Raw genomic sequence first — 22,670 nt, forward strand, 5'->3', positions numbered from 1 at the left:
TCTTTTCCTAATTTTAAAAAATTAAATTAATAGTAAATCAAATGATGTTAATTAATATCAGAAAGGAACAATTATATGTCAAGAATTGTTGTCGCTCTGGGAGGAAACGCCTTAGGAAATTCTCGTGATGAGCAACATGAAATAGTGAAAGTAACAGCCAAAGCAATGGTTGATATTATTGTCGATGGTAAAGAACTTGTGATTACCCATGGAAATGGTCCACAAGTGGGGATAATTAATAATGCTTTTGCGCAAGCATCAAAAGTAAATAGTAAAATCCCAATGATGCCGTTCCCTGAATGTGGGGCAATGTCACAAGCTTACATTGGTTATCATTTACAAAATGCGATTTTAAATGAGTTAAACAAGAGAAATATCAAAAAAAATGTGGTAACAATTGTGACTCAAGTGGAAGTTGCTGCTAACGATAAAGCGTTTGAAAACCCAACTAAACCAATTGGTTCATTTTATACTGAACAAGAAGCCAAGGATTTAGCAAGTAAAAACGGATTTACTGTTAAAGAAGATGCCGGACGGGGATGACGAAGAGTTATTGCTTCACCCCAACCAGTTGATATTGTGGAAAAAGACATTATTAAAGATCTAATTAAACAAGGCCATGTTGTAATTACAGTGGGTGGGGGAGGAATCCCTGTTGTGAAAGGTAAAGATGGTTATCAAGGTGTTGATGCTGTTATTGATAAAGACTTTGCCAGTGCGAAATTAGCCGAATTAGTGGATGCTGATCAATTAATGATCTTAACAGCAGTTCCAAAAGTGGCCATTAACTACGGAAAACCAAACCAAACAACATTAGATACTTTAACAATTTCAGAAGCCGAAAAATATATTGGTGAAAATCAATTTGCCCCAGGAAGTATGTTACCAAAAGTTCAAGCCGCAATGAAATTTGCTCAACTTGATGCCAAAAAATTAGCGGTAATTGCTGAACTTTCATTAGCAAAAGATGCTTTAAATGGTAAATCAGGAACAACAATTAAATTAAAATAACAAAAAAATGGTAATGATCTTAATTACCATTTTTTTATATTACTTGTAAAATAATTGCTAGGATTAAACTGTAAAAAATATTAAGACTACTAATTAGGAGGAACAGATAACCCCGACGGTTATTAAAGTTAATATAACCACTTTTTTCATCTAATATTTTCGGATGTAGTTTCATCACCTCAAATCCGATTTCTTCTTCATAATCTGACAAAACTTCTTTTTTGGCAATCTTCTTATTAAGGCGGTTAATCCCAAAGTAATTGTATAAAACAACACATAAAACAACAAAAACAAGGATCCCAAAAAAGATTTTTGAAATAGTATCATGCGCTAATTTATTCTTATCTTGCAGTGTTAACAAGATAATTGTTAAAATAACTTGTAATAATAAGAAAATACCATTGGCAATTGAATAAATTGTTAAGTATTTATGCATTTCTTTTTTCATAAATTAATTCTAACATATTATTATTAATTATCTTAATAATCAAAAAAAAAAAAAAATTTACACGCCTTGTAATTTTTTTTGGTGTGAAAATTTATTCACCTGGAATTAATAGTAAAATTCCCGCCACAAGACCAAAAAATCCGGCAAATAAAATTGAACAAACTCCCAACCCAACTGCTGACTCTGAATTCCCAATTTTTCTTTTAGCTGCTAAGGTCATTGGAATTAGTCAGGCCAAGGGAATTAAAAATAATCCGATTGTACAACATGATAAAATTAACATAATATATGCTGCTTGTTTCACTTATCAAACACCTCTTTCTCTTTTAAAATTGTACTTTTTAATTTTAACATAAAATAATTTTTAGATTAATAATTTAACTTAATAAAAATTTTTAATTTAATGAAAAAAATTATGCGCATTAACATAATTTTTATCGTTCTTGTTTAATAATTGCAAATTCTTCTTGGGAAATTCGAACGCGGGGATAACAAGTTCCTGGTTTTGTTTCATCAAAATATCCAAACACCATTCCTAAGGCAATGTGATATTTTTGGGGATCAACAAGATTATTATACGCTAAGAACTGCGCGGTACTACTTTTAATAACTCCCCATAATTGAAGTTCCAATTTGTAAGTCAGTTGCTTGTAAACTGATAAAGCTAGCAATAATATGGACTTGTCTTCGCTATAAATATCCATATTTTTTTTGCCCTTTAACATATTTACTCATGCCCTCAACGCGTTGTTTTAAAGCATCACCTTGAAAAATTATTCCTAAGCGACTAGTTAAAAATTCTCGAGATGCTAAATAATCACCATGGGCAAATAAGATTAGTGCCGCAATTGATGCTTCTTTCATCCAATTAATATTTGGTCCCATAAAATATTGTTCGGCAGCTTTTGCTTTTAATGTTTTATCTTTTAAGAAAACAATTTTTACGGGTTCTAAACCATTTGAAGTTGGCGCTAATATTCCCGCTTCAATAATCATTTAAAAAAAATCTGCGGCGCTAATTTCTTTATTAGGATCGTATACCCGCACTGATTTTCGAAATTCAATTGCACTTTTTACACTCATTTTATTTATGTTCCTCGTTATAACTTTTCAGTACTATTTTTATTATAGCATTATCAAATTAAATAAAATTTAGGAATCTTGGAATTATTAATATATTGCAATTTAATTATCTTTTGAGGAATATTAATGTAAAATTAAACGGAAAAATAGCATTAAATTATTTTTTCCCCACCGAAATTCAAAGTGTAAATGTTATAATCTTAAATAAGATTAGTGAAACAATGATTAGAGAGGACTAAATTAATGGAATTTTCACACAAAGCAATTGAACAAAAATGGCAAAAATATTGAGAAGAAAATAAAGTTTTTAAGACAACAAATAATAGTAGTAAAAAAGCATATATTTTAGATATGTTCCCGTATCCGTCGGGGATGGGATTACATGTTGGTCACCCCAAAGGTTATACGGCAACTGATATTATTAGTCGAATGCGCCGAATGCAAGGATATGATGTTTTACACCCAATTGGTTGGGATGCTTTTGGATTACCCGCTGAACAATATGCTATTCAAACGGGAAATGATCCCGCAATTTTTACTTTAAAAAATATTGATCATTTTCGGAGCCAGTTAAAAGCGTTGGGGTTTTCTTATGATTATGTGAAAGAAGTTAATACTTCTGATCCGAGTTATTTTAAAACAACCCAATGAATTTTTGAACAGTTATATAAACATGATTTAGCAGAGATGCGTGAAGTTGATGTTAACTGATCAGCTGACTTAGGAACCGTGTTAGCAAATGAAGAGGTATTAGTAATTGATGGGAAAATGGTTTCTGAACGCGGTCATTTTCCGGTGGTTAAAAAACCAATGAAACAATGGGTGTTGAAAATTACTAATTATGCCGAAAAATTATTAGCAGGGTTGGATGAACTAGATTGACCAGATTCAGTTAAAGAATTACAACGAAATTGAATTGGAAAATCAGTGGGCGCTGAAATTAAATTTGCGGTTGAAAATCGCCCCGAAATTATTGATGTCTTTACAACAAGAGCAGACACAATTTTTGGGGTTGAATATATCGTATTAGCACCTGAGCACCCTTTAGTTGATGTTTTAACAACCGCTGATAATAAACCGGCGGTTGCTGAATTTATCAAAAGTATTGAAAATAAAACAGAACTTGATCGGCAAGATACTAGCAAAGAAAAAAGTGGAGTTTTTCTTGGCACTTATGTTATAAATCCTGTTAACAATAAAAAACTTCCAATTTGAATTGCTGATTATGTGTTACCATTTTACGGGACAGGAGCTGTTATGGCGGTTCCTGGGCATGACGAACGTGATTTTACCTTTGCAATAAAATATCATTTACCAATTAGCTACGTAATTGCCGGAGAACATCATAATAATGTTTATGTCAAAGATGGTAAACATATTAATTCAGAATTCCTTAATGGGCTAGACACGAAGTCTGCTATTGAGAAAGCGCTTGAAGTGCTAGGCAAAAAAAACATTGCAACCCCAAAGGTTAGTTATAAATTACGCGATTGGTTATTTTCCCGTCAACGTTATTGGGGAGAACCATTCCCTGTTATCCATTGGGAAGATGACTCAATTAGCTTAGTGGATGAAAATGATTTACCATTAACATTACCAAAAGTAGACAATATTAAACCATCGCAAACTGGTGAATCACCCCTGGCAAATGTTTCAGAATGATTAACAGTTGTTGATAGCATGGGGAAAAAAGGGCGCCGGGAAACTAATACCATGCCCCAGTGAGCTGGAAGTTGTTGATATTATTTAGGATACCTTCTAAAACAAGAGGATGGGACAATGTTAGACATTCAAAGTGCTGAAGCCCACGCGTTATTTAAAAAATGATTACCAGTTAATTTATATATTGGTGGTCAAGAACATGCTGTTTTGCATTTATTGTACGCGCGATTTTGACATAAGTTTTTATATGATATTAAAGTAGTTCCTACTTCTGAGCCTTTTTTTAAACTGGTTAACCAAGGTATGATTCTTGGTGAAGATGGTACAAAAATGAGTAAATCAAAAGGTAATATTATTAATCCTGATAATATTATTCAATCACATGGTGCTGATGCGCTCCGACTATATGAAATGTTTATGGGACCATTAGAAGCATCACTACCATGAAGTACGAAGGGTTTAGATTCCGCTCGAAAATGATTAGATCGTGTGTATCGCTTAGCAAAAAATACTAATTTTATCACTGTTAATGATGGAACTTTAGACTATGCCTACCATACAATGGTGAAAAAAGTTAGTGAGATGTTAGAAAATTTAAACTTTAATACAGCAATTTCACAGTTAATGGTTTTTATTAATGCTTGTTATAAAAATGAAGAACAAATTTACCAACCATATTGAAAAGGGTTCCTTAAATTATTAAGTTGTTTTGCTCCCCACTTAGCAGAAGAATTATGGTTTATGTTAGGACATCAGCACAGTATTAGTTTAAGTGCATGACCAGATTATGAAGAAAAATTCTTAGTTTTAGATAAAATAGTAGTTGCCGTTCAAGTTAATGGTAAATTACGAGCAAAATTAGAAGTAAAAAAAGATACTAGTGAAGACGAACTGCTAATGCTTGCAAAACAGCATTCTAATGTCCAACCATACTTAGAAAATCGCCAGATTATTAAAGAAATTATTGTTAAAAATAAAATTGTTAACTTGGTTGTTAAATAAAAAATCACTTTTTTAAGTGATTTTTTTTATTTACATAAATGTTATTCTTTAGTAAAATAAAATTACTTATTAACTAAAAGTAATAAATAAGGAGAGATGTCAATGCGTTTTATACCGTCAAGTAAAGGACCATGAGGTTTTTTTGACCCCGCGGGTAATTATATGCCAAATGCTCCCTGAGGTGAACAATGATTTGTGAAAGGTCATAGCTATGTTTACCAGTTAATTGGGGTTGCAATTTTTCTTTTGCTAATTGGTTCCTTATTTATTTTTAAAAGATATTATCAAAAAACTGTTAATTTTAAATGGTTCCGAATTTCAATTGGAGTATATCAAATTGCTTCATATTTTGCTTATTATATTATGATGGCAATTTATTTAGCAACAGTGCTTCATACCAATTGGTTATCTGGTCCGATGGACCCTTCCCAAGTCCGTAGTTTAAGTGAAATGATGCCGTTACATTTATGTAGTATCCACCAAATATTATCTGGCTTAATTTTAATTTTTCCTTCAGCTCGCTTTTTTGAAATTTGTGCGCCTTCAGCGTTAATTTTACCAATCTTAGAATTATTACACCGGTTAATGGTTATTGAACGCCGGATAATTTCTTCTTTTATAACTATTTTATCTTACACTCATTAATTATTTTTGCTTATATTTATGTTTATAAATATGGTTTAGTAGAACACCGATATAGTGGGTTAATGTTACGTTGAGAATTATTATGACTGACGATGTTTTTATTTGTCGCGGTAATTTGAGATGGTGTTTTCCAAACTAACATGTTATATGTTGGTCCTAATGGGAGTGAAGAATGAAATAAAGGTGGTTTTAATGTCGGACTTTGAAATACTAATTATTTGGGTGGTAAATATTTATGACCGTTCTCATGAATTCCAATGTTCTTCTTGGGGTTGTCAATTATTTCATTGACGCATATTATGCTATTCTATTTTGCCCAATCATATCATTATGATCGCAAAACAAAAACTTTTAGTGAAGTTTCAAAAGCCGAAAAACAATTATTTAAATCAAAACATGGGTTTAAATTTATTACCCTAACTTTTAAATTTATTTTCTTATCAAATAATAAAATTAAAGAAGCAATCCGCCAGTATGAATTTGAGCGTTATTATGTTACAAATGTGTTAGAAACAAAGAATTAGCAATAATTAGCGGCGACGAAAGATGTTAAAAATATTAGTTATTCACTAATATTTTTAACATCTTTTGTTATATAATAATCACATATAAAGACTGGGAGTTGTTAAAATGTTTAAATTTTCAATTATTGTTAATGAGTATGAAGAATCACAAACTTTAGCTCGCGAAATTAACCAGCAATTAACTAGTCATGGCTTAGTCGAAGATGTGATTAACCCGGATTATGTTTTTGTGATTGGTGGGGATGGAACATTACTAAAAGCAGTTAATGAATTCCAAGATATTATTGATGAAGTTTGTTTTGTTATTATTAAATCTGGTTCCCTAGGTTTTTATGCAAACTATACCAAAGAAACCTATTCCAAAGTAATTGCCGATATTGCAAATGATAGGTGTCATTTAAAACAATTACCATTATTAGAAGTTGCTTATAATAATAATCAAATTAACTATGCGTTAAATGAAGTTAAAGTTGTTGACCATGTTAAAACTTTACGAACAAAAATTTTTATTAATGATGAATTACTAGAATATTTTCGGGGTAGTGGGTTAGTTTTTGCGACAAGTACTGGTTCAACTGGTTATATGCGTGCGATTAATGGCTCAATTATTACTACTAATAAATATAAGTTATGGCAATTAAAAGAAATTGCTCCGGTGGCGAATGTTCGTTTTATTACTATTAATGCGTCATTAATTTTGGATGATAGCCAAGTTATTGTGCTAGAAGGTGAGTTAATTGACAAACGGTTAATTATTGATACTTTTGAATTTGCCCTAAGCGCAAATGAATTAGAAATTAAAATTAGTGAAAAAACTTTAAATATTGTTTATGATGAAGATAATGATTTATCAATGACAGAAAAAATGAAATCATTATTTGCGCATTGCATAATATAAGAAAAGAGGAAATTGATGGATCCGTTAAAAATTATTTTAATTGTTGTCGCGATGATAATTATGATTTTATTTATTTTGATGATGATTTTTTGAAAAAAAATTTTTAATTATCGTAAAGCATTTACCGCAAGCATAAAAATTCCGTTTTCTGTAAATGATTTAATTAGTATTTTAGGTTCAATTAATAATATTGAAGAAGTTAGAGCAACCTTAACCAGATTAAAAGTAACAGTTAAAAATTTAGATGATGTTAATTTAACATTGCTAAAAACAAAGTTTAAACTAAAAAATCCTGAAATTATTAAGAATACTGTTATTTTATCCTTTGGGAATATTAGTTTAGAGATTAAAAATATTATTGACCAACAAAAACTAAATAATTAATCTTTGATATAATAACAATATACTTATGAAAAAAAATATGAAGGTGTTTTACTAAGGAGGCTCATTAGATGAGCAATAATCTTGGATACAATTTTTTTGCAATTAATTTAAATCATCTTTTTTATTCTGAACAAGTTCTTTTATTATCCACCATTTGAATATTAACTTTTATTATTAGTTGGAAGTTAATATTTTATACTTTTAATTTGAAAACTATTAAACAACATTATAAATTATTAACCCGCAGTAGTGCCATTTTAGGGCAGTTATTTATTTACGGTTTTTTAGCAATTAGTTTTGACTATTCACCAGCAAACACCTTACCAATTAATATTTCTATTCTTTTAACAGGAATAACTTTTTGTGAATTAATTTTAATGGTGAGTTTGATGGTTACCAATAATAAACTATGAAAAGCAATCCGTATTATTAATTTCGTAATTTTATTATTAGGGATTATTTATTTATTCTTTAAATTTATTATTTTAGTTGGCGGGCAATTAGACCGTCCTTTAGTAACGGGGTTAAACTTAATGGTGTTTTTAATCTGAGCTTTTATAATTATCCAAATTATTGATTATCGTTTTCAATATTCAAAAGGATTACTGATTAAATTTTTAATATTACCATTAGTTAAAAATGCAAAAACAATTACTTCGCATCATCACCATAAATTTAATTTTCAGTATTTTTCTTGGCTTGTTTTAATACAAATTATTAAGTTATTTGTTGTTTTTAAAATAATTTTAAATAATTTTTATCAGTTTATTAATTTTTTAATTGCCCACTTTAATGCGCACTATCAAAAAAAATGACGAATGCCATAACAAAACTACGACAAATTTTGAACAATGATTTTTACACCAGTTTTTATTATTAAAAAATATTTTAAATAATAAAACAATTAAAGAACAGTTTGTAATTATTAATGGTTGAAAACAGGAAGTTTTAGAATAGTTTGGTCAGATTATTACTAACTATTTTGACAATATAATTCGAAAAGATAGGAGTCGATAAAATGTGAAAATTATTAAGTGCATTAGGAGTATTAAGTTTAGCAAGTACTCCGATAACAACAATTATTAGTTGTAAACCAAAAGCAAATTCAATAAATAATAATCCTTTTGAGGATAATGAATTAAATAACTTACCAGTCCAAATTAGAAGAATGGTTACGAATACTGATTTTATTACTAAACTAATTTTATTGGGCCGTCATGAAAATTTAAACTATAATATTAACGAGATTTTATCAATGTATATCACACCAGTTTCAACTGCCCAATGATTACCATTTTCTTATACTGTTACTGGTGATGGGACCCACGGAACTGTTAAGGGAAAACAGTATGCTATTAATTTAGGAAAATATATTAATGGATTTTTAGATAACATGACTAATTTACGAGTAATTGATGCTAGTTATAATGGTTATGGAGGAACCTATGCTAGTTATATCATGGGAATGTATGGTGATAATTTTTACCGTAATTTTGTTAAAAATAAAATGTTTAGTGATTTTTCTGATAAGAATGGTGATGTTACAAAACCACTTGGTTATAATGCCGGGGCTGGTTTACAATTAAGTGATTATATGAATCGTCGTAACTTGGCATGAGGAATTCAAGATACAGGTGCTTTAACAAACTATTTATTAAATAATGGTTTTCACGGAGGAAATCCCCAGGGAATTGGAGCATCACCTGGTCCAAGTTCTGTTCCAAAAGGAACTACAAATTATGATGGTTATTTATTTTACAATAGTCATCTCTTTAATCCGGACAAAAATTCAGCAACTATTGGTGATGGTCAAAAAATTAATAATATTTTAAAATCCCATAATTTAAAAGTTACCCAAGATAGCAAAAACTATGGTGTTACTTTAACTGATCTAAGTGGGAATTATGTCCTGCCAGAAAACCAACCATATTTTGGTTCAATGCAATCATTTATTACTCAACAAGGTGGTTCATTAAACCGTGCTTCGAAGATTAACCAATACATTTCATTAGTTAAAAACTTTACGGAGTCCGTAACGGGAGCCACTTATGGGACAACTTTAATTAGTCAAATGTTTCCGATGGTTGAAAATATCCAATCTCATGAAGGGTTCTTACTATTTGGAATGTTTTCCGCTGCTGTTGGAGAAACCTTAAAAGAAATGGGAGATATTAATAAATACCCTCAATATAAAGATTTGGGACTAAGTGATAGTAGTTTTCAAACAATTGTTCAAAATTACCTCGATGCGATGAAAACAGCTGGGACAAAAATGATGGGGAGTTATGATAATAGTACAAGTTGAGTGACTCAATTATTAAGCCCATCGGTGGGAATTACGATTCCAAAGTTTATGGATAATGATGCGGATGTTTTTGGTAAATTAAATCTTCTTATTAACCAATTAAAAACAATTTCCCAAGGTTGAAACCAAACACAAAAAGATAAATTTAGTTTAGATTTAATTGGCTATCAAGAAAATGGTACTCCGAAAGGTTTTTTAGCTACTAAATTTTATAATTTAATTTCCCTAGTTCAACCAACCTTAGCTAGCTCATTCTTTAATAAAGACTTTGTAGCATCATTAAATGTTTTAAAATTACTTTCTGGATTAGGAACAACTGCCAAAGCTCTTAGTGATAGTAAAGACCAAATTTTAGCCCTAGGAAAAAAATTTGATGGCCAACAATATGGACAATTAAGTAATACTGACCGAATGTATATTGCTAGTCAACTTGGAAATGATAATGGCAAATATAAGCCAGGATCACTTTTTAAAGTATTATCTGATTCCTTCACTAACCCGCAAGCAGATGCCTATGATGCAATGGCTAAAATCTTTTATAGTTCTAATGCTCCCTTCCGAACAATGGTGGGGGATCAAATGAAAGATGTGCATGATAAATTCTTAGTAAATGCAATTGCTAATGATAATTGAAATATTTCGAATGTTAAAGTTAAGGGTGATAGTAGTGCAATTGGTTCAACAATGAGTTATACGATGGACTATACTGGGTTAGGTGACCCCACAGTATCGTTATATAAAAAAGCCCAACCAAAAATTGGTGATGATTTTAATCCTTACCAACAAGCAACAACTGCGAAGCCATTAGTAGCCTGTGGTAATGAAGATTATATTAAATATGATGGATTGGGTAACTTCCAAGATTATCAAAAAGTTCATCATCGTTATGAAGTAACTTGAAAAAATATTTCAGATAGTCCAGATAATCCTTATTGGGTAATTGTTGGAATTAATAACTTTGATTTAGCAAGTGGTAAACCAGAACAATTCTATAATATATATTAATATATATTCGAATTTTTCAGAATTACTGACTAATTTAAATATTAAGTATTTAAAATGTTAGTAATAATTTAAAGTAATGATAATATTACTTTAAATTATTATTGGTATTTTATCCAATGAATTATAATAAATGAAAAAAAGGAGTTTTTATAAATGTTATTGATTAAACAGTGTATTATATCTGCTTTTAAAAATAAGGCCCAAATGATTGTCTTTACAATTTTAATTTTATTATCTTCGTTATTAGGAACAACATTCTATGTAACTTCCAATAGATTAATTGATGGTAATAATTATATGGGTTATGGTAATTTTCATTATGATTACTCCTTTAATTATATTTCTTCAGGTTATGATGCTAATAATGTTCAAACAATATCACCATGATATACTTTTGATGCTGATTATGCTTCAACAGGTTATGGGGTTGCGGAACTTGATTTTCCAACTTTAACAATTGGAAAAGCTGACTCCGCCTTATTACCAATTAACTTAGCAGCAACTAATTTTACGCCCGGAAAAACTCCCACTGCATTAGTAAGTAGTTTAGATTTTCAGTTGGATAAAAAAGATGTGGAAAATGGTGTTTTTGGTAGTTTATATTGTTTTAACTTTAAAAGTCCAAGTTTTTTAAATTCAACAATTGGCCAAATTTACCAACGTGATATTTGAGGAAAACCAACAAGTGCCCAAAAAACCAAAGCAATCACTTTAATTTCAAATTATATGGATATGATTAATAATTCACAAATTACAACAAATTTAAAATTAACAATTATTGATTTTATTAATCAAAATTATAAAACAACTGGGTGAGATCTTAACCAAGCTGCTGAATTTGCTAATAAATTTATTAATGGTTCAACTTGAGACCCCTTAAAACCAACAGCCTTTGTTAGTTCAACTGATAGTTGAGAAGTGAAAGGAATTTTAAATGATACGCAAAATATTCCAACAATAGAATATGATAAATCAACAAATAAAGAGATAAGAAATGATATTTTAACTTATAATGGTAGTTCAGAAAAATGAGGATTACGAGGGAATATTGGTGTTATTGCACATACTATTAATAAAACAGTGCAAAAATCATCTAATTTTAAATTTTATTATGCCAATAGTCAAAATCCAGAGATTATCAAATCAAACCAAGCAATTTTAGAAAAAGGATCATTTCGTGTTCGTAATTTAGATACTTATGATTTCTTTGATACTTTTGCTCCATTTCGTGGTTATAAAAATCAAGATTTCTTTAACTTATATTATAACTTAATTGGATTTTTAACAAATTTTGAAATTGCAACAAGAAACCAAGCGGTGGTGTGATCAGTAACCGGGAAGAAGTATCGTTTTATTGCGGCATGGTCATCAATTATTGATAGTGAAGGAAAATTCATTCCTATTTATGATGACCCTGATCAGATAAAAATTATTCAACAGTCAAATTACTGAGATAGTTTAAAAGGAATGCGTGACACGGTAATTGTGTCGCCTCAATATGCTAAGGCTACTGGTCAATCGTTTGATTCAAAGATTAGTGTTGGGCAAAGCCAGGAGTTATATATTGGAGCTTATGGGGGGGGATACTCAAGATATTTATCCAACAATCTATGATGATGATGTGATACCTTCTACCGATTCTCAAGCAATTTTATATATTTCGCACCCAATGTTTCAAGAATTATTTGGGGAAAATAATGCCACTGGTTATTTGGATGGTGAATTTCAAGATGTTTCCCGGGGATTATTAACCCATACTGGAAATATTAAAAATAAAGATGCTGACTTTCTTAATTTTAAAAAATATCTAGCGGATAATGTTAATGATTTAAGAAATGTTACCACCGCAATTAATAACAATACTGATAATAATCTTAATAATAATTCAATTTTTAAAACCTATGCAGATAATGCAAATGTTAACCGTCGTTATACGTTATTAAACTCAACAATTAAGTTATATTTAATTATTGCTGTTGTTTGTGTAATTTTATTCTTATTAGTAATTAGTTTTGTTAGTTTTGTATTATTGAAAAAAATAATTGAAAAACAAAAAACACAAATTGGAATTTTAAAAGCCAATGGGTATACTACTTTTGAAATTTCTTCTGCCTATTTATTATATTTATTAATACCAATCATTATTAGCGTTCCGATTGGGTGAGCGTTGGGATTGGTATTACAAATACCAATTATGGATATCTTTAATAACTACTTTATTATTCCAATTAAATTTAGTTCTAATGCGTTCCCACTTCTATACTTTTTCTTATTATTTATTATATTAATTGGTTTAATTGTCGTCTTGACTTGTTATACAATGTTAGGAAAAAGTGTCCTTTTATTAGTAAATGCTAACCAAAATATTAAACCAAACCTGTATTTGAGTAGATTAGTTAGTCGGATTAAATTTAAACGGTTTACTAACAAGTTCCGGTTAATTTTAATTTCAGTATCCTTAAAGAATATTATTTTATTTATGCTAACTTTTATTGTCGCAACGGCTATTTTGACCTTATCATTATTAATTCCCACAACAATTAATAATATTTCCCGGGAATACTATAAAAATATTAAGTATAAAACGGAATACAATCTAAATAATGTCCAATATAATAATCCATTATCTCGTTATGGGCTTTATAATATGACTTCACCCTTACCAGAATTTGATGAAAATAACCCAACCCCTGATCCGATTGGCGAAGATATGGCATTTGCTCAGTATGTAAGAAATAGTAGTGGGGATTCTTGGCAAGGCGTTAATGATCCTGAGTTTCAACAATATTATAGTGAATATGTGACAAATATGTTATTATACAACATTGCGCAATTAAAAGGGACTAACATTTCGTTAGCAATGCTAGACTATATTGTTAAACAAGCACCAGTGGCTAAACAAGATGATGTTGCTAATTTATTACAAACAATTGTATGTAATATGTTACCCCAAGTATTTGGCCAAGAAGCAATTGATAATATTCCCAATGATAGTTATTTACAAAAATGAACTTATTGTGTAGAAAAAGCAACTAACACAATTTTACCTTCGGAAATTAAAGAAATGTGGTCACGTAATAGTACCATTAAAAACCGTTTTTCATTTGGTTTTGGTTCCTTACCATTTGATCGCCAGCATGATGAATTATATACCGGTTATCAAGCAAAACTGATGAATATTAATGGGCAAGATGTTACCGATAATAATATTTTAATTAATAGTTATGGTTATACTAAAGGCAACCTTAATAAAATGAATCTTAATAATGATGATATTTTTAAATATGATCCTAATAATAAAACAATTCCGGTTTTAATTAACCAAGCTGCTGTCAAAACTTATGGACTTGGAGTTGGGGATAAAATTAATTTTGGAACAATGAGTAATGCCCTTCAATACTTAGGAAAAGATAATAAAATGAATGATATTAAATCAGAGTGGTGATATTTTAAAACAGATGATGAGATGGGGAACCAACAAATTTATCAGATGGATTTAAGTAAATTTACTTATTCACCCCAAAATGACAATAGTCAACAAGTATGAGGTTATAATGTTGGAACAACAGACCATCCGAACATTATACCTTATCATCAAATGAAAGATATTATGTTAAAAATTCCAAAGAACTTAATTGATGTTAGTTTTTGAAATAAAACTCCAATTAAAATTAATAGTAATACTGGTCAAACGGAAACGCATCTCTTTTGTAATGAGACCGGGGATTGTGCTGAAAATGGGATTGTAACAAGTGCTGGTGATTCTTATTTAATTAGGGTCTATGACTTAGGGTTTGATCACACCTTAAATAATTTAGGCGATTTAGTATCTTCGGAGTTCCCAACCACATGGTATAACAGTGCAATGACTCTGGGATTATTAAAATCAACTAGTTTAGATAAAATTCCAACCTATAATTTGTCAGATTATCAATATCAAGTTATTGGAATCCAAAATACTTATGACCATCCGCGGATCTTTTTAGACCAACAATATGCTAATAAGGTGTTAGGTTATCCAACGGATGTTAATGCTAATAGCCAGCCATATTGGTTTAACGGGAAATATTCAACGAATGAAAAAGCAGTTGATCAAACTGAACGCTATATCTTAAATTCAACAAATGGTAATTATTCAATGCTGAATTTTAAAGATAATTTTGCCCCGGCAATTACGAATGCTGATTATGTGGGGATGAAACAACAAATTTTAATAAAATTAACTTCAATTACTATTGAAATTGCAACCTTTTTTATTGTTTTAACAATTATTAGTGCTATTATTATTATTTTCTTGATGACGGATGCCTTTTTAGCTAAGTATACCAAATTTATTGCCACTCTTCGGATTCAAGGTTATGCTGTGCGAGAAATTAACAGTATGATTTTAGGAATGTTTATTCCATTCGTGCTAATTGGATGAGCGTTAGGATTTGGACTATTGTGAGTTATTATTAAAGAAGCAGTTAGTGCTGTTTTATTAAATGCGGGCTTAGTAATTCCCTTCACAATGAGTTATTATATTATTCCAATTGTGTTTGTAATCGTCATGTTTATGTTTGCCATTACCTTTTTAATTTCTTCAAAAAAAATCTTAGCAATGAATGTTCAATTATTAGCAACAGTTAATGATGAATAATTACCACAAGATATTTAATTTAATTAATTTTTTGGTAAAATTAATCAGATAATTATATCTTTATATAATTATCTTTTAATTAAGACAGAAATTCCTTTTACTTGTCTAATTAATTAAACCCTTTTAATTTAATGAAAAAAACTAAAAATAGAACTAAGAAGCGTACTTTATGACATTTATAAAGAGTAAGTTTAAGCACCTTTTAATGGGGGTTACCCTATTGATGTTTATTCTAATGTTAGATTTAGGAATCGGATTAAGTGCCTCTGGAATGGTGGGAATGGATTTACAGAAGTTTATTAATAGCGTTGAACGATCAATTGATCACTATTTGCCAAAAGGAAAAGTGGTGCTAGATTCGAAAGGTGGCGCTTTTAAGTTAGCAAAAGATATATTAAAAGTGCCTATAAAAGTGATGCAATTTCAATTTTAACAACCCAAGAAATTAATAGTAGTGTTAAAGATGAATATTTAAAATATGCTGATGATTCTTTTGATAGTTGATGAGGAGCATATTTTGGGTCGGATAAAAAGGATATTGATTTAAATGAGTTTTCACATGAACTAGTGCAATTTGATATTAGTGTCGCTAAAAAATTCCGTAATTATGGTTATACTCATTCAGGAATTGAATGGTTTAGCCATCATGCTCTTGGTAATTTATTGAAAACTAATTATAAAGATAGTGTCACTTATAAAGATGCAAGTCATCAACAAATAATCCTTGACCAAAATAACTATGATTCTAATATTGTGGGAGGGACAACAGATGCCACAGGATTTATCCCAACCAATAATCCCATAACAACATCTTTAGGAACTTATATTGTTAACAACAAAGTATGATTTTTAAATACCCAAATTGATAACATTATTAAAGCAAACAATGCATTAGTATTACCGTTTACGGCAAATTCAAAAACATGAATTACTAATAATTTAGAAACTTATGATAAAAATACTGATAGTGTTACTCGTAAAGAAATAGCAACAGTTAATGACTATTATCAACCTAATTTTACCAAAGCATTTTATCAAACTCTAATAGGAGCTGTTTTCCTAATTATTTTAACCCCAATTTTTGGGTTAGTATTTATTGGCTTAACAACCTATGGATATTTAAAATTCCCGAATGGACTAAAATAAACAAAAAATAAGTTATGGTTACAAAACCATAACTTATTTTATTATTATTTATTTTGAGAGTTGAGAATTTAATATAATTCCATTAGTAAAAGATTATTAATGGGGATTTATATTAAGTTGATAATTAATGGGAAAGAAAATATGTTGGGTGGATTTACTTTCCCTATTAATATAATATGTTAATATTTTATGAAAAAAAGTAATTTCATAAATTAGAAAATTATAATTTAACATTAATAATCTTATCCATTTTTTTGTTTAAGTTTGTTTAGATATTAATACTTTTGGTTATTAATATAATGAAGGATCTTATCTTATTAACAGAAACTTAATAAACAAGACAATATGGAAAAGAATTTATTGATTAGAATAAAATTCTTTTTTTTATTTTTTATAATTTTAGTTTAAAATATGTCTAGGAATAAGATTAAGTAAAACAGATTTATTCAGTTTACGATATAATTTAAGTAAATGAGTTTTATTAATCAAAGGAGCGAGTCTTGATGAGTGCAGATCACAACAAACGATTTTATGTTACAACTCCAATTTATTATCCGAGTGCCGAATTACATATTGGGCACGCGTACACAACTACTTTAGCAGATGTCTTAAAACGTTATAAAAAATTAGATAATTACGAAACATTTTTTTTAACTGGTAGTGATGAACATGGGGAAAAAATTGAAAAAAAAGCCAAGGAGGCAAACATTAGACCCCTAGAATTTACTACTAAAATTGTCAATAATTTTAAATTGTTATGACAAGAATTAGGCATTGACTACGATAAATTTATCCGCACAACTGACCCGCAACACGAAGCTGCTGTGCAAAAGATTTTTAGTAAGTTATATAATAATGGAGATATTTATGCTGGTGAATACGAAGGATTATACTGTGTTAACTGTGAAGAATTTGTGACCGAATCACAAATTGATAAAGAAAATCTAACCTGTTTAATTTGTGATAATGTTTTAAAAATTGTTAAAGAAGAAACGTACTTCTTTCGTGTCTCAAAATATAGCAAATTTTTAATAGATTATTATAATAACCATCCAGATTTTATTGAACCAGTAAGTAGTAAGAATGAAATGTTAAATAATTTTTTCTTACTAGGATTAACTGATTTATCAGTAACACGTACTAGTTTTACCTGGGGAATTAAAACATTAGAAAATCCGACCCATATTATTTATGTTTGAATTGATGCATTATCAAATTATATTACAGCGTTAGGATATTTATCAGATGATGAAACATTATTCCAGAAATTTTGAAATAATCCAGAAGTTGAAATTGTTCAATTATTAGGAAAAGAAATTGCTCGTTTTCATATGATTTATTGACCAAGTATGTTAGAAAGTTTAGGATTGCGTCAGCCTAATAAGTTACTTTCGCACGGTTGGATTTTATTTAAGGATACTAAAATGAGTAAATCAATTGGAAATGTTGTTAGTCCGTTATACTTAATTAAAAAATATGGCCGTGATGCTTTACGATTTTATTTATGTTATGAAATTCCAACAGATCACGATGGAAAGTTTTCTTATGAAATGTATTTAGAATCTTATAATACTAATTTAGTTAATAATATTGGAAACTTAGTATCACGGGTTACAAATATGGTAACTAAATATTTTAATGGTCAATTAACGGCAAATGGTGATCTTCATAATGATTTAATAACTAAAATTAAAGAAACAATTAATAATTATCATTTGGCGATGAATAAGTATCAAATTTCGAAAGCCTTAACCGAAGTGTTAGCACTATGTCAGTATGCGAATAAATATATTGAACATAATAAACCATGAGAATTAGCAAAAAATAACGCAATAGATAAGTTGCATGAAATTTTAGCCGGGTTATCATATGCAATTGTAGTAGTGGCAGTTTTATTACAGCCAGTCTTAATTGATAGCAGTCAAAAAATTGCTAATCATTTTAGTATTAATTTACAAGATTTATCATTTACTGATTTAACTAACCAAAACATTATTTATGACAAAGTAATCAGCAAAAAAGATATTCTATTTAACCGTCTTGATATTAAAAAAGAATTAGAGCAAATTACAACCGAATTAAAAAGTGAATAGGGGAATGAAAATGAAAGAATATGATGTGATTGTCGTTGGTGGTGGTCATGCCGGTGTGGAAGCAGCACTTGTTGCTAGCCGAATGGGTAAAAAAACTTTAATGGTGACTTTAAGCAAAGATAAAATTGCTAATATGCCATGTAATCCTTCAATTGGCGGACCCGCCAAAGGAATTGTTGTGCGTGAAATTGATGCGATTGGTGGCGAAATGGCCAAAGCTGCTGACAAAACAGCCCTTCAGATGAAACTTTTAAACTCATCACGAGGTCCCGCTGTTTGAGCTTTACGGGCCCAATCCGATAAAATTAAATATGGAAAATATATGCAAGATATTATTAGTAACCAAGAAAACTTGAATCTTTTAACATTGCCTGTTGATGAATTATTAGTTAATAATCAACGTGAATGTTATGGGGTTGTTGTTGGTGGTGAACAAATTATTGCCAAAGCTGTCATTTTAACTACGGGAACTTATATGGCATCGGTTGTTTTACGCGGACAAGAAAAAAAATCATCCGGACCAGATGATGAAATTACTACAAATGGTATTTCCCAACAATTGGCTACTTTAGGATTTCGCCTAATTCGTTTAAAAACTGGAACACCCGCTCGCATTAAACGTGATTCAATTGATTTTAGCAAAACACAATCTGAACCGGGAAGCGATATGCCCCTGGCATTTTCGTATTCAACAAAAGATTTTTTACCTTTTGCAAAACAAGAATTATGCTGGTTAATTCATTCCAACGATAAAACCCACCTGTTAGTTACTGAAAACTTAACAAAATCAGCAATGTATTCAGGCAATATTGTGGGGAGAGGGCCACGCTATTGTCCAAGTTTTGAAGATAAGATTACCCGTTTTCCTGATAAATCTCGCCACCAAATTTTTTTAGAGCCCGAGTCAAAAGAATTAGATACAATTTATGTACAAGGTTTTTCGACTTCAATGCCAATTGACATTCAAGACCAAATGTTAAGAACACTTCCCGGGTTAGAAAATTGTGAAGTTGTTAAATGGGCTTATGCAATTGAATATGATGCAATTGATCCTACACAAATGACTCATACATTAGAAAGTAAGTTAATTGCTAATTTATATACCGCGGGACAAATTAATGGAACGAGTGGTTATGAAGAGGCAGCTTGCCAAGGTTTAATGGCGGGAATTAATGCTTGTTTAAAAATTGATTATCAGGAACCTTTTATTTTACGTCGGGATGAAGCTTACATTGGTGTCTTAATTGATGATTTAGTAACCAAGGGAACTAAAGAACCATATCGTTTATTAACATCGCGGGCTGAATATCGCCTATTATTACGTAATGATAATGCTGAGGAGCGCTTAAAACATTATGCAAAAAAATTTGGTTTAATTAGTGACGAGGAATGAACAGCTTACCAAGCAAATGTGGCTAGTTATAATCGTGTTTACCAATTATTAAAAAAAACAATTTTTGATCACCAAGCACCAATTATTTCACAGCTAAAAAACAATGGGATTATTATTAATGAAAAAATTAGTGCTTATAATTTATTAAAACGCCCAGATATTAATATTAAATATCTTGAAGAAGCTATCAGTGCTTTAAAAAATTTACCAGCATTCTTAAAACAAAACTTACTAATTAATATTCGTTTTGAGGGTTATATTAAAAAACAACAAGAAATTGCTTTAAAAACAATTAAACTTGAAAATAAAAAAATCCCAACTGATCTTAATTATGATGAGGTTGATAATTTAGCAATTGAAGCGCGCGAAAAATTAAAATTAATTAAACCGATTTCAATTGGTCAAGCAAACCGAATTTCAGGAATTAACCCTTCTGATATTCAGATGTTATTATTTCATTTAAAAAAAATCAGCAAGGATAGAGATGGAAGTGATGCTTAATGATGAAATTATATAATAGTTTAACCCACACATTAAGCAATTTAGACCAACCAGAAGTTAATATCTATTCTTGTGGGGTAACTGTTTATAATTATATTCACATTGGGAATACCCGTCCGCTAATTACGGTTGATTTATTAATAAATTATTTAGAATTTAATAATGTTAAGGTTAATTTTTTACAAAACTACACTGATATTGATGACAAAATTATTAACCAAGCACTTTGTGATCAAAAAACCGAAAAGGAAGTTAGTGAATTTTTTATTGCGGCTTTTCAAGAAGACATTACCCGTTTACAAGTTCGCAAAGCTGATCGCTATGTACCAATTAGTATGCACATTGAAGATATTATTAATTTTATTGCTGCTTTGGTTAACAAAGGCGCTGCCTATGTTGCGGAAGGGAATGTTTATTTTGCTATTGATAAATACGAAACGGAATATGGGTGCTTATCGAATAAAGTTATTAGTGAATTAACATCTGGGGCCCGCATTGAAGTTGATCCGGCAAAAAGAAATCCGCTTGATTTTACTTTATGAAAAAAAACAACCACCGGAATTTTATTTGATTCACCATGAGGAAAAGGGCGCCCCGGATGACACACAGAATGTGCCCTTTTAATTGATTTATATTTTAATCATCAAACAATTAATATTCATACGGGAGGGATTGATTTAATTTTTCCCCACCATGAAAATGAACGGATTCAGTATTTAGCAAAGAACCAAAAAGAAATTGCCGATATTTGGTTACATAACGGTCATTTAAATTTAGATAATGAAAAAATGAGTAAGTCATTAGGAAATATTATTCCCTTGCGTCAGTATCTTGATGAGTATGGCGCAAATAGTTTGAAGTATTTAATGTATTCAACAAATTATGCTCAGCCTTTAAATATTACGGATGATTTAATCCAGTACGCTATTAATAAGACCAACAAAATTTTTAATTTATTAAAAAATCTTAACCGCTATTTAGGACAACATAATTTACATATTAATTTAAAAGAACGAGGGGCAAACTTAACATTAGCTAATGATCATTTAGCAAATAATTTAAATACTCCAAATGTTTTAACTGTGGTTAATAATTTAATGAAGACTCTCAACCACCAGTTAAAAGAAAACAACTTAGATTTAATAATGACTAGTGATTTTTATAATATAATTTTTAATCTCTTAAATTTTAATTTTGTGTTGCCAAAAATAACTCCAGAGGTGATTAAATTATTAGCACAATGAGAAACATATAAAAAAGAGAAAGAATATGATAAGGCCGATCAAATTAGAAGTCAGCTCATCCAAAAGGATATTATTTAAAATGAAAAATAAAAAAATTAATGTTGTTGGAACTGGTTTAGCAGGTTGTGAAATTGCCTACCAATTAGCTAAGACTAAGCGAGGATTGTCAGTAAACCTTTACGAAGTAAAACAAGTTAAAAAGAATCCTGTTCAGAATTTAGATTCCTTTGTGGAATTAGTTTGTTCTAATTCTTTTCGTAGTAAGTCAATAGAAAATGCGAGTGGAATTTTAAAAGAAGAATTAAAAATCTTGGATTCTTTAATTATTAAAGCAGCGTTAGCGAGTGCAATTCCGGTTGATGATGCTTTAACAGTTGACCATCAACTTTTTAGTAACTATGAGTTGATTACATCATCCACAGTCACGTTAAAAGAATTTGAAAAATATTTTAAAGGTTGTCAGCTAATTGAATTACTAGCTAAGCAGTCAAAGAAAGTATTATTAAACGGGTCGATGAGTCCCAACCATTTAGAAGATGATCAGGGTAATTTACCTTTTGCTGTTATGCAACTACGAAAAGATAATTTAATTGATACTTTATATAATATTGTGGGATGACAAACAAATTTAACCTTATCGGAACAAAAAAAGAATTATTAATAATTTTATTTCGGGGTTAGCAAAAG

The 22,670-nt window shown here is 29.8% G+C and carries 21 protein-coding genes; 17 read left to right on the forward strand and 4 right to left on the reverse strand.

Going from position 1 to position 22,670, the window contains the following annotated elements; translation table 4 throughout:
* Nucleotides 1–75: 75 nt before the first annotated feature.
* Nucleotides 76–1,011 carry a carbamate kinase gene (arcC, locus tag P344_RS00825; protein WP_025316998.1) on the forward strand — a complete coding sequence of 312 codons (936 nt, stop codon included), beginning with the start codon at nucleotides 76–78 and terminating at the stop codon, nucleotides 1,009–1,011.
* 34 nt (nucleotides 1,012–1,045) lie between these two features.
* Here the strand turns inward: arcC and P344_RS00830 are convergent, their stop codons facing one another.
* The 4 genes from P344_RS00830 to P344_RS05905 form a co-directional block, all read right to left on the reverse strand.
* Nucleotides 1,046–1,459, reverse strand: a complete 414-nt coding sequence (locus P344_RS00830; protein ID WP_025316999.1) for a hypothetical protein — start codon at nucleotides 1,457–1,459, stop codon at nucleotides 1,046–1,048.
* A gap of 91 nt (nucleotides 1,460–1,550) precedes the next feature.
* Nucleotides 1,551–1,763, reverse strand: a complete 213-nt coding sequence (locus P344_RS00835) for a hypothetical protein (RefSeq protein ID WP_025317000.1) — start codon at nucleotides 1,761–1,763, stop codon at nucleotides 1,551–1,553.
* A gap of 130 nt (nucleotides 1,764–1,893) precedes the next feature.
* Nucleotides 1,894–2,163: a hypothetical protein gene (locus P344_RS05900; protein ID WP_025317001.1), complete on the reverse strand. Its 270-nt coding sequence runs from the start codon at nucleotides 2,161–2,163 to the stop codon at nucleotides 1,894–1,896.
* Nucleotides 2,150–2,455, reverse strand: a complete 306-nt coding sequence (locus P344_RS05905) for a nitroreductase family protein (protein ID WP_025317002.1) — start codon at nucleotides 2,453–2,455, stop codon at nucleotides 2,150–2,152. Before P344_RS05905 ends, P344_RS05900 begins: the two co-directional genes overlap by 14 nt.
* A gap of 330 nt (nucleotides 2,456–2,785) precedes the next feature.
* Between P344_RS05905 and leuS the strand changes: the two genes are divergently transcribed.
* From leuS to P344_RS07280, 16 genes are all read left to right on the forward strand, one after another.
* Nucleotides 2,786–5,206: a leucine--tRNA ligase gene (leuS, locus tag P344_RS00845; protein WP_025317003.1), complete on the forward strand. Its 2,421-nt coding sequence runs from the start codon at nucleotides 2,786–2,788 to the stop codon at nucleotides 5,204–5,206.
* A 102-nt stretch (nucleotides 5,207–5,308) separates the two neighbouring features.
* A complete protein-coding gene (locus tag P344_RS06495) occupies nucleotides 5,309–5,851 on the forward strand; it encodes a YwaF family protein (RefSeq protein ID WP_248679154.1) in 543 nt (180 codons plus the stop codon).
* Between the two features lie 62 nt (nucleotides 5,852–5,913).
* Entirely contained in the window at nucleotides 5,914–6,375 is a 462-nt protein-coding gene (locus P344_RS07035) for a hypothetical protein (protein WP_211232550.1), read from the forward strand.
* A 106-nt stretch (nucleotides 6,376–6,481) separates the two neighbouring features.
* Nucleotides 6,482–7,273, forward strand: coding sequence for an NAD(+)/NADH kinase (locus P344_RS00860; RefSeq protein WP_025317004.1), 792 nt, complete (start codon nucleotides 6,482–6,484; stop codon nucleotides 7,271–7,273).
* A gap of 15 nt (nucleotides 7,274–7,288) precedes the next feature.
* Nucleotides 7,289–7,657 carry a PTS sugar transporter subunit IIB gene (locus P344_RS00865; protein ID WP_025317005.1) on the forward strand — a complete coding sequence of 123 codons (369 nt, stop codon included), beginning with the start codon at nucleotides 7,289–7,291 and terminating at the stop codon, nucleotides 7,655–7,657.
* A 68-nt stretch (nucleotides 7,658–7,725) separates the two neighbouring features.
* Entirely contained in the window at nucleotides 7,726–8,484 is a 759-nt protein-coding gene (locus P344_RS00870) for a hypothetical protein (RefSeq protein WP_025317006.1), read from the forward strand.
* The gene (locus tag P344_RS06500) at nucleotides 8,450–8,614 is read left to right on the forward strand and encodes a hypothetical protein (RefSeq protein ID WP_156028669.1); all 165 of its coding nucleotides are present in this window, start codon (nucleotides 8,450–8,452) and stop codon (nucleotides 8,612–8,614) included. The genes P344_RS00870 and P344_RS06500 overlap by 35 nt, the downstream gene beginning before the upstream one ends.
* 61 nt (nucleotides 8,615–8,675) lie before the next feature.
* The gene (locus tag P344_RS00875) at nucleotides 8,676–10,967 is read left to right on the forward strand and encodes a hypothetical protein (RefSeq protein ID WP_025317007.1); all 2,292 of its coding nucleotides are present in this window, start codon (nucleotides 8,676–8,678) and stop codon (nucleotides 10,965–10,967) included.
* A 153-nt stretch (nucleotides 10,968–11,120) separates the two neighbouring features.
* Nucleotides 11,121–12,665, forward strand: a complete 1,545-nt coding sequence (locus tag P344_RS07995; protein ID WP_025317008.1) for a hypothetical protein — start codon at nucleotides 11,121–11,123, stop codon at nucleotides 12,663–12,665.
* Nucleotides 12,637–15,606: an ABC transporter permease gene (locus P344_RS00880; RefSeq protein ID WP_334198875.1), complete on the forward strand. Its 2,970-nt coding sequence runs from the start codon at nucleotides 12,637–12,639 to the stop codon at nucleotides 15,604–15,606. The genes P344_RS07995 and P344_RS00880 overlap by 29 nt, the downstream gene beginning before the upstream one ends.
* A 220-nt stretch (nucleotides 15,607–15,826) precedes the next feature.
* On the forward strand, nucleotides 15,827–16,039 hold the full coding sequence (locus P344_RS00885) for a hypothetical protein (RefSeq protein WP_148552273.1): 213 nt from the start codon (nucleotides 15,827–15,829) through the stop codon (nucleotides 16,037–16,039).
* A gap of 134 nt (nucleotides 16,040–16,173) precedes the next feature.
* Nucleotides 16,174–16,752 carry a hypothetical protein gene (locus P344_RS00890; RefSeq protein ID WP_025317011.1) on the forward strand — a complete coding sequence of 193 codons (579 nt, stop codon included), beginning with the start codon at nucleotides 16,174–16,176 and terminating at the stop codon, nucleotides 16,750–16,752.
* A gap of 503 nt (nucleotides 16,753–17,255) precedes the next feature.
* Nucleotides 17,256–18,845, forward strand: coding sequence for a methionine--tRNA ligase (gene metG, locus P344_RS00895; protein ID WP_025317012.1), 1,590 nt, complete (start codon nucleotides 17,256–17,258; stop codon nucleotides 18,843–18,845).
* Nucleotides 18,846–18,855: 10 nt separating this feature from the next.
* A complete protein-coding gene (gene mnmG, locus P344_RS00900; protein ID WP_081717374.1) occupies nucleotides 18,856–20,739 on the forward strand; it encodes a tRNA uridine-5-carboxymethylaminomethyl(34) synthesis enzyme MnmG in 1,884 nt (627 codons plus the stop codon).
* Nucleotides 20,739–22,061 carry a cysteine--tRNA ligase gene (cysS, locus tag P344_RS00905; RefSeq protein ID WP_236681403.1) on the forward strand — a complete coding sequence of 441 codons (1,323 nt, stop codon included), beginning with the start codon at nucleotides 20,739–20,741 and terminating at the stop codon, nucleotides 22,059–22,061. The genes mnmG and cysS overlap by 1 nt, the downstream gene beginning before the upstream one ends.
* A 1-nt stretch (nucleotide 22,062) precedes the next feature.
* Complete coding sequence (locus P344_RS07280; RefSeq protein WP_236681404.1) at nucleotides 22,063–22,644, forward strand: FAD-dependent oxidoreductase; 582 nt, start codon at nucleotides 22,063–22,065, stop codon at nucleotides 22,642–22,644.
* Nucleotides 22,645–22,670: the final 26 nt, after the last annotated feature.

This window comes from Spiroplasma mirum ATCC 29335 (assembly GCF_000565195.1).
In the GTDB taxonomy this organism is placed as follows: Bacteria; Bacillota_I; Bacilli_A; order Mycoplasmatales; family Mycoplasmataceae; genus Spiroplasma; species Spiroplasma mirum.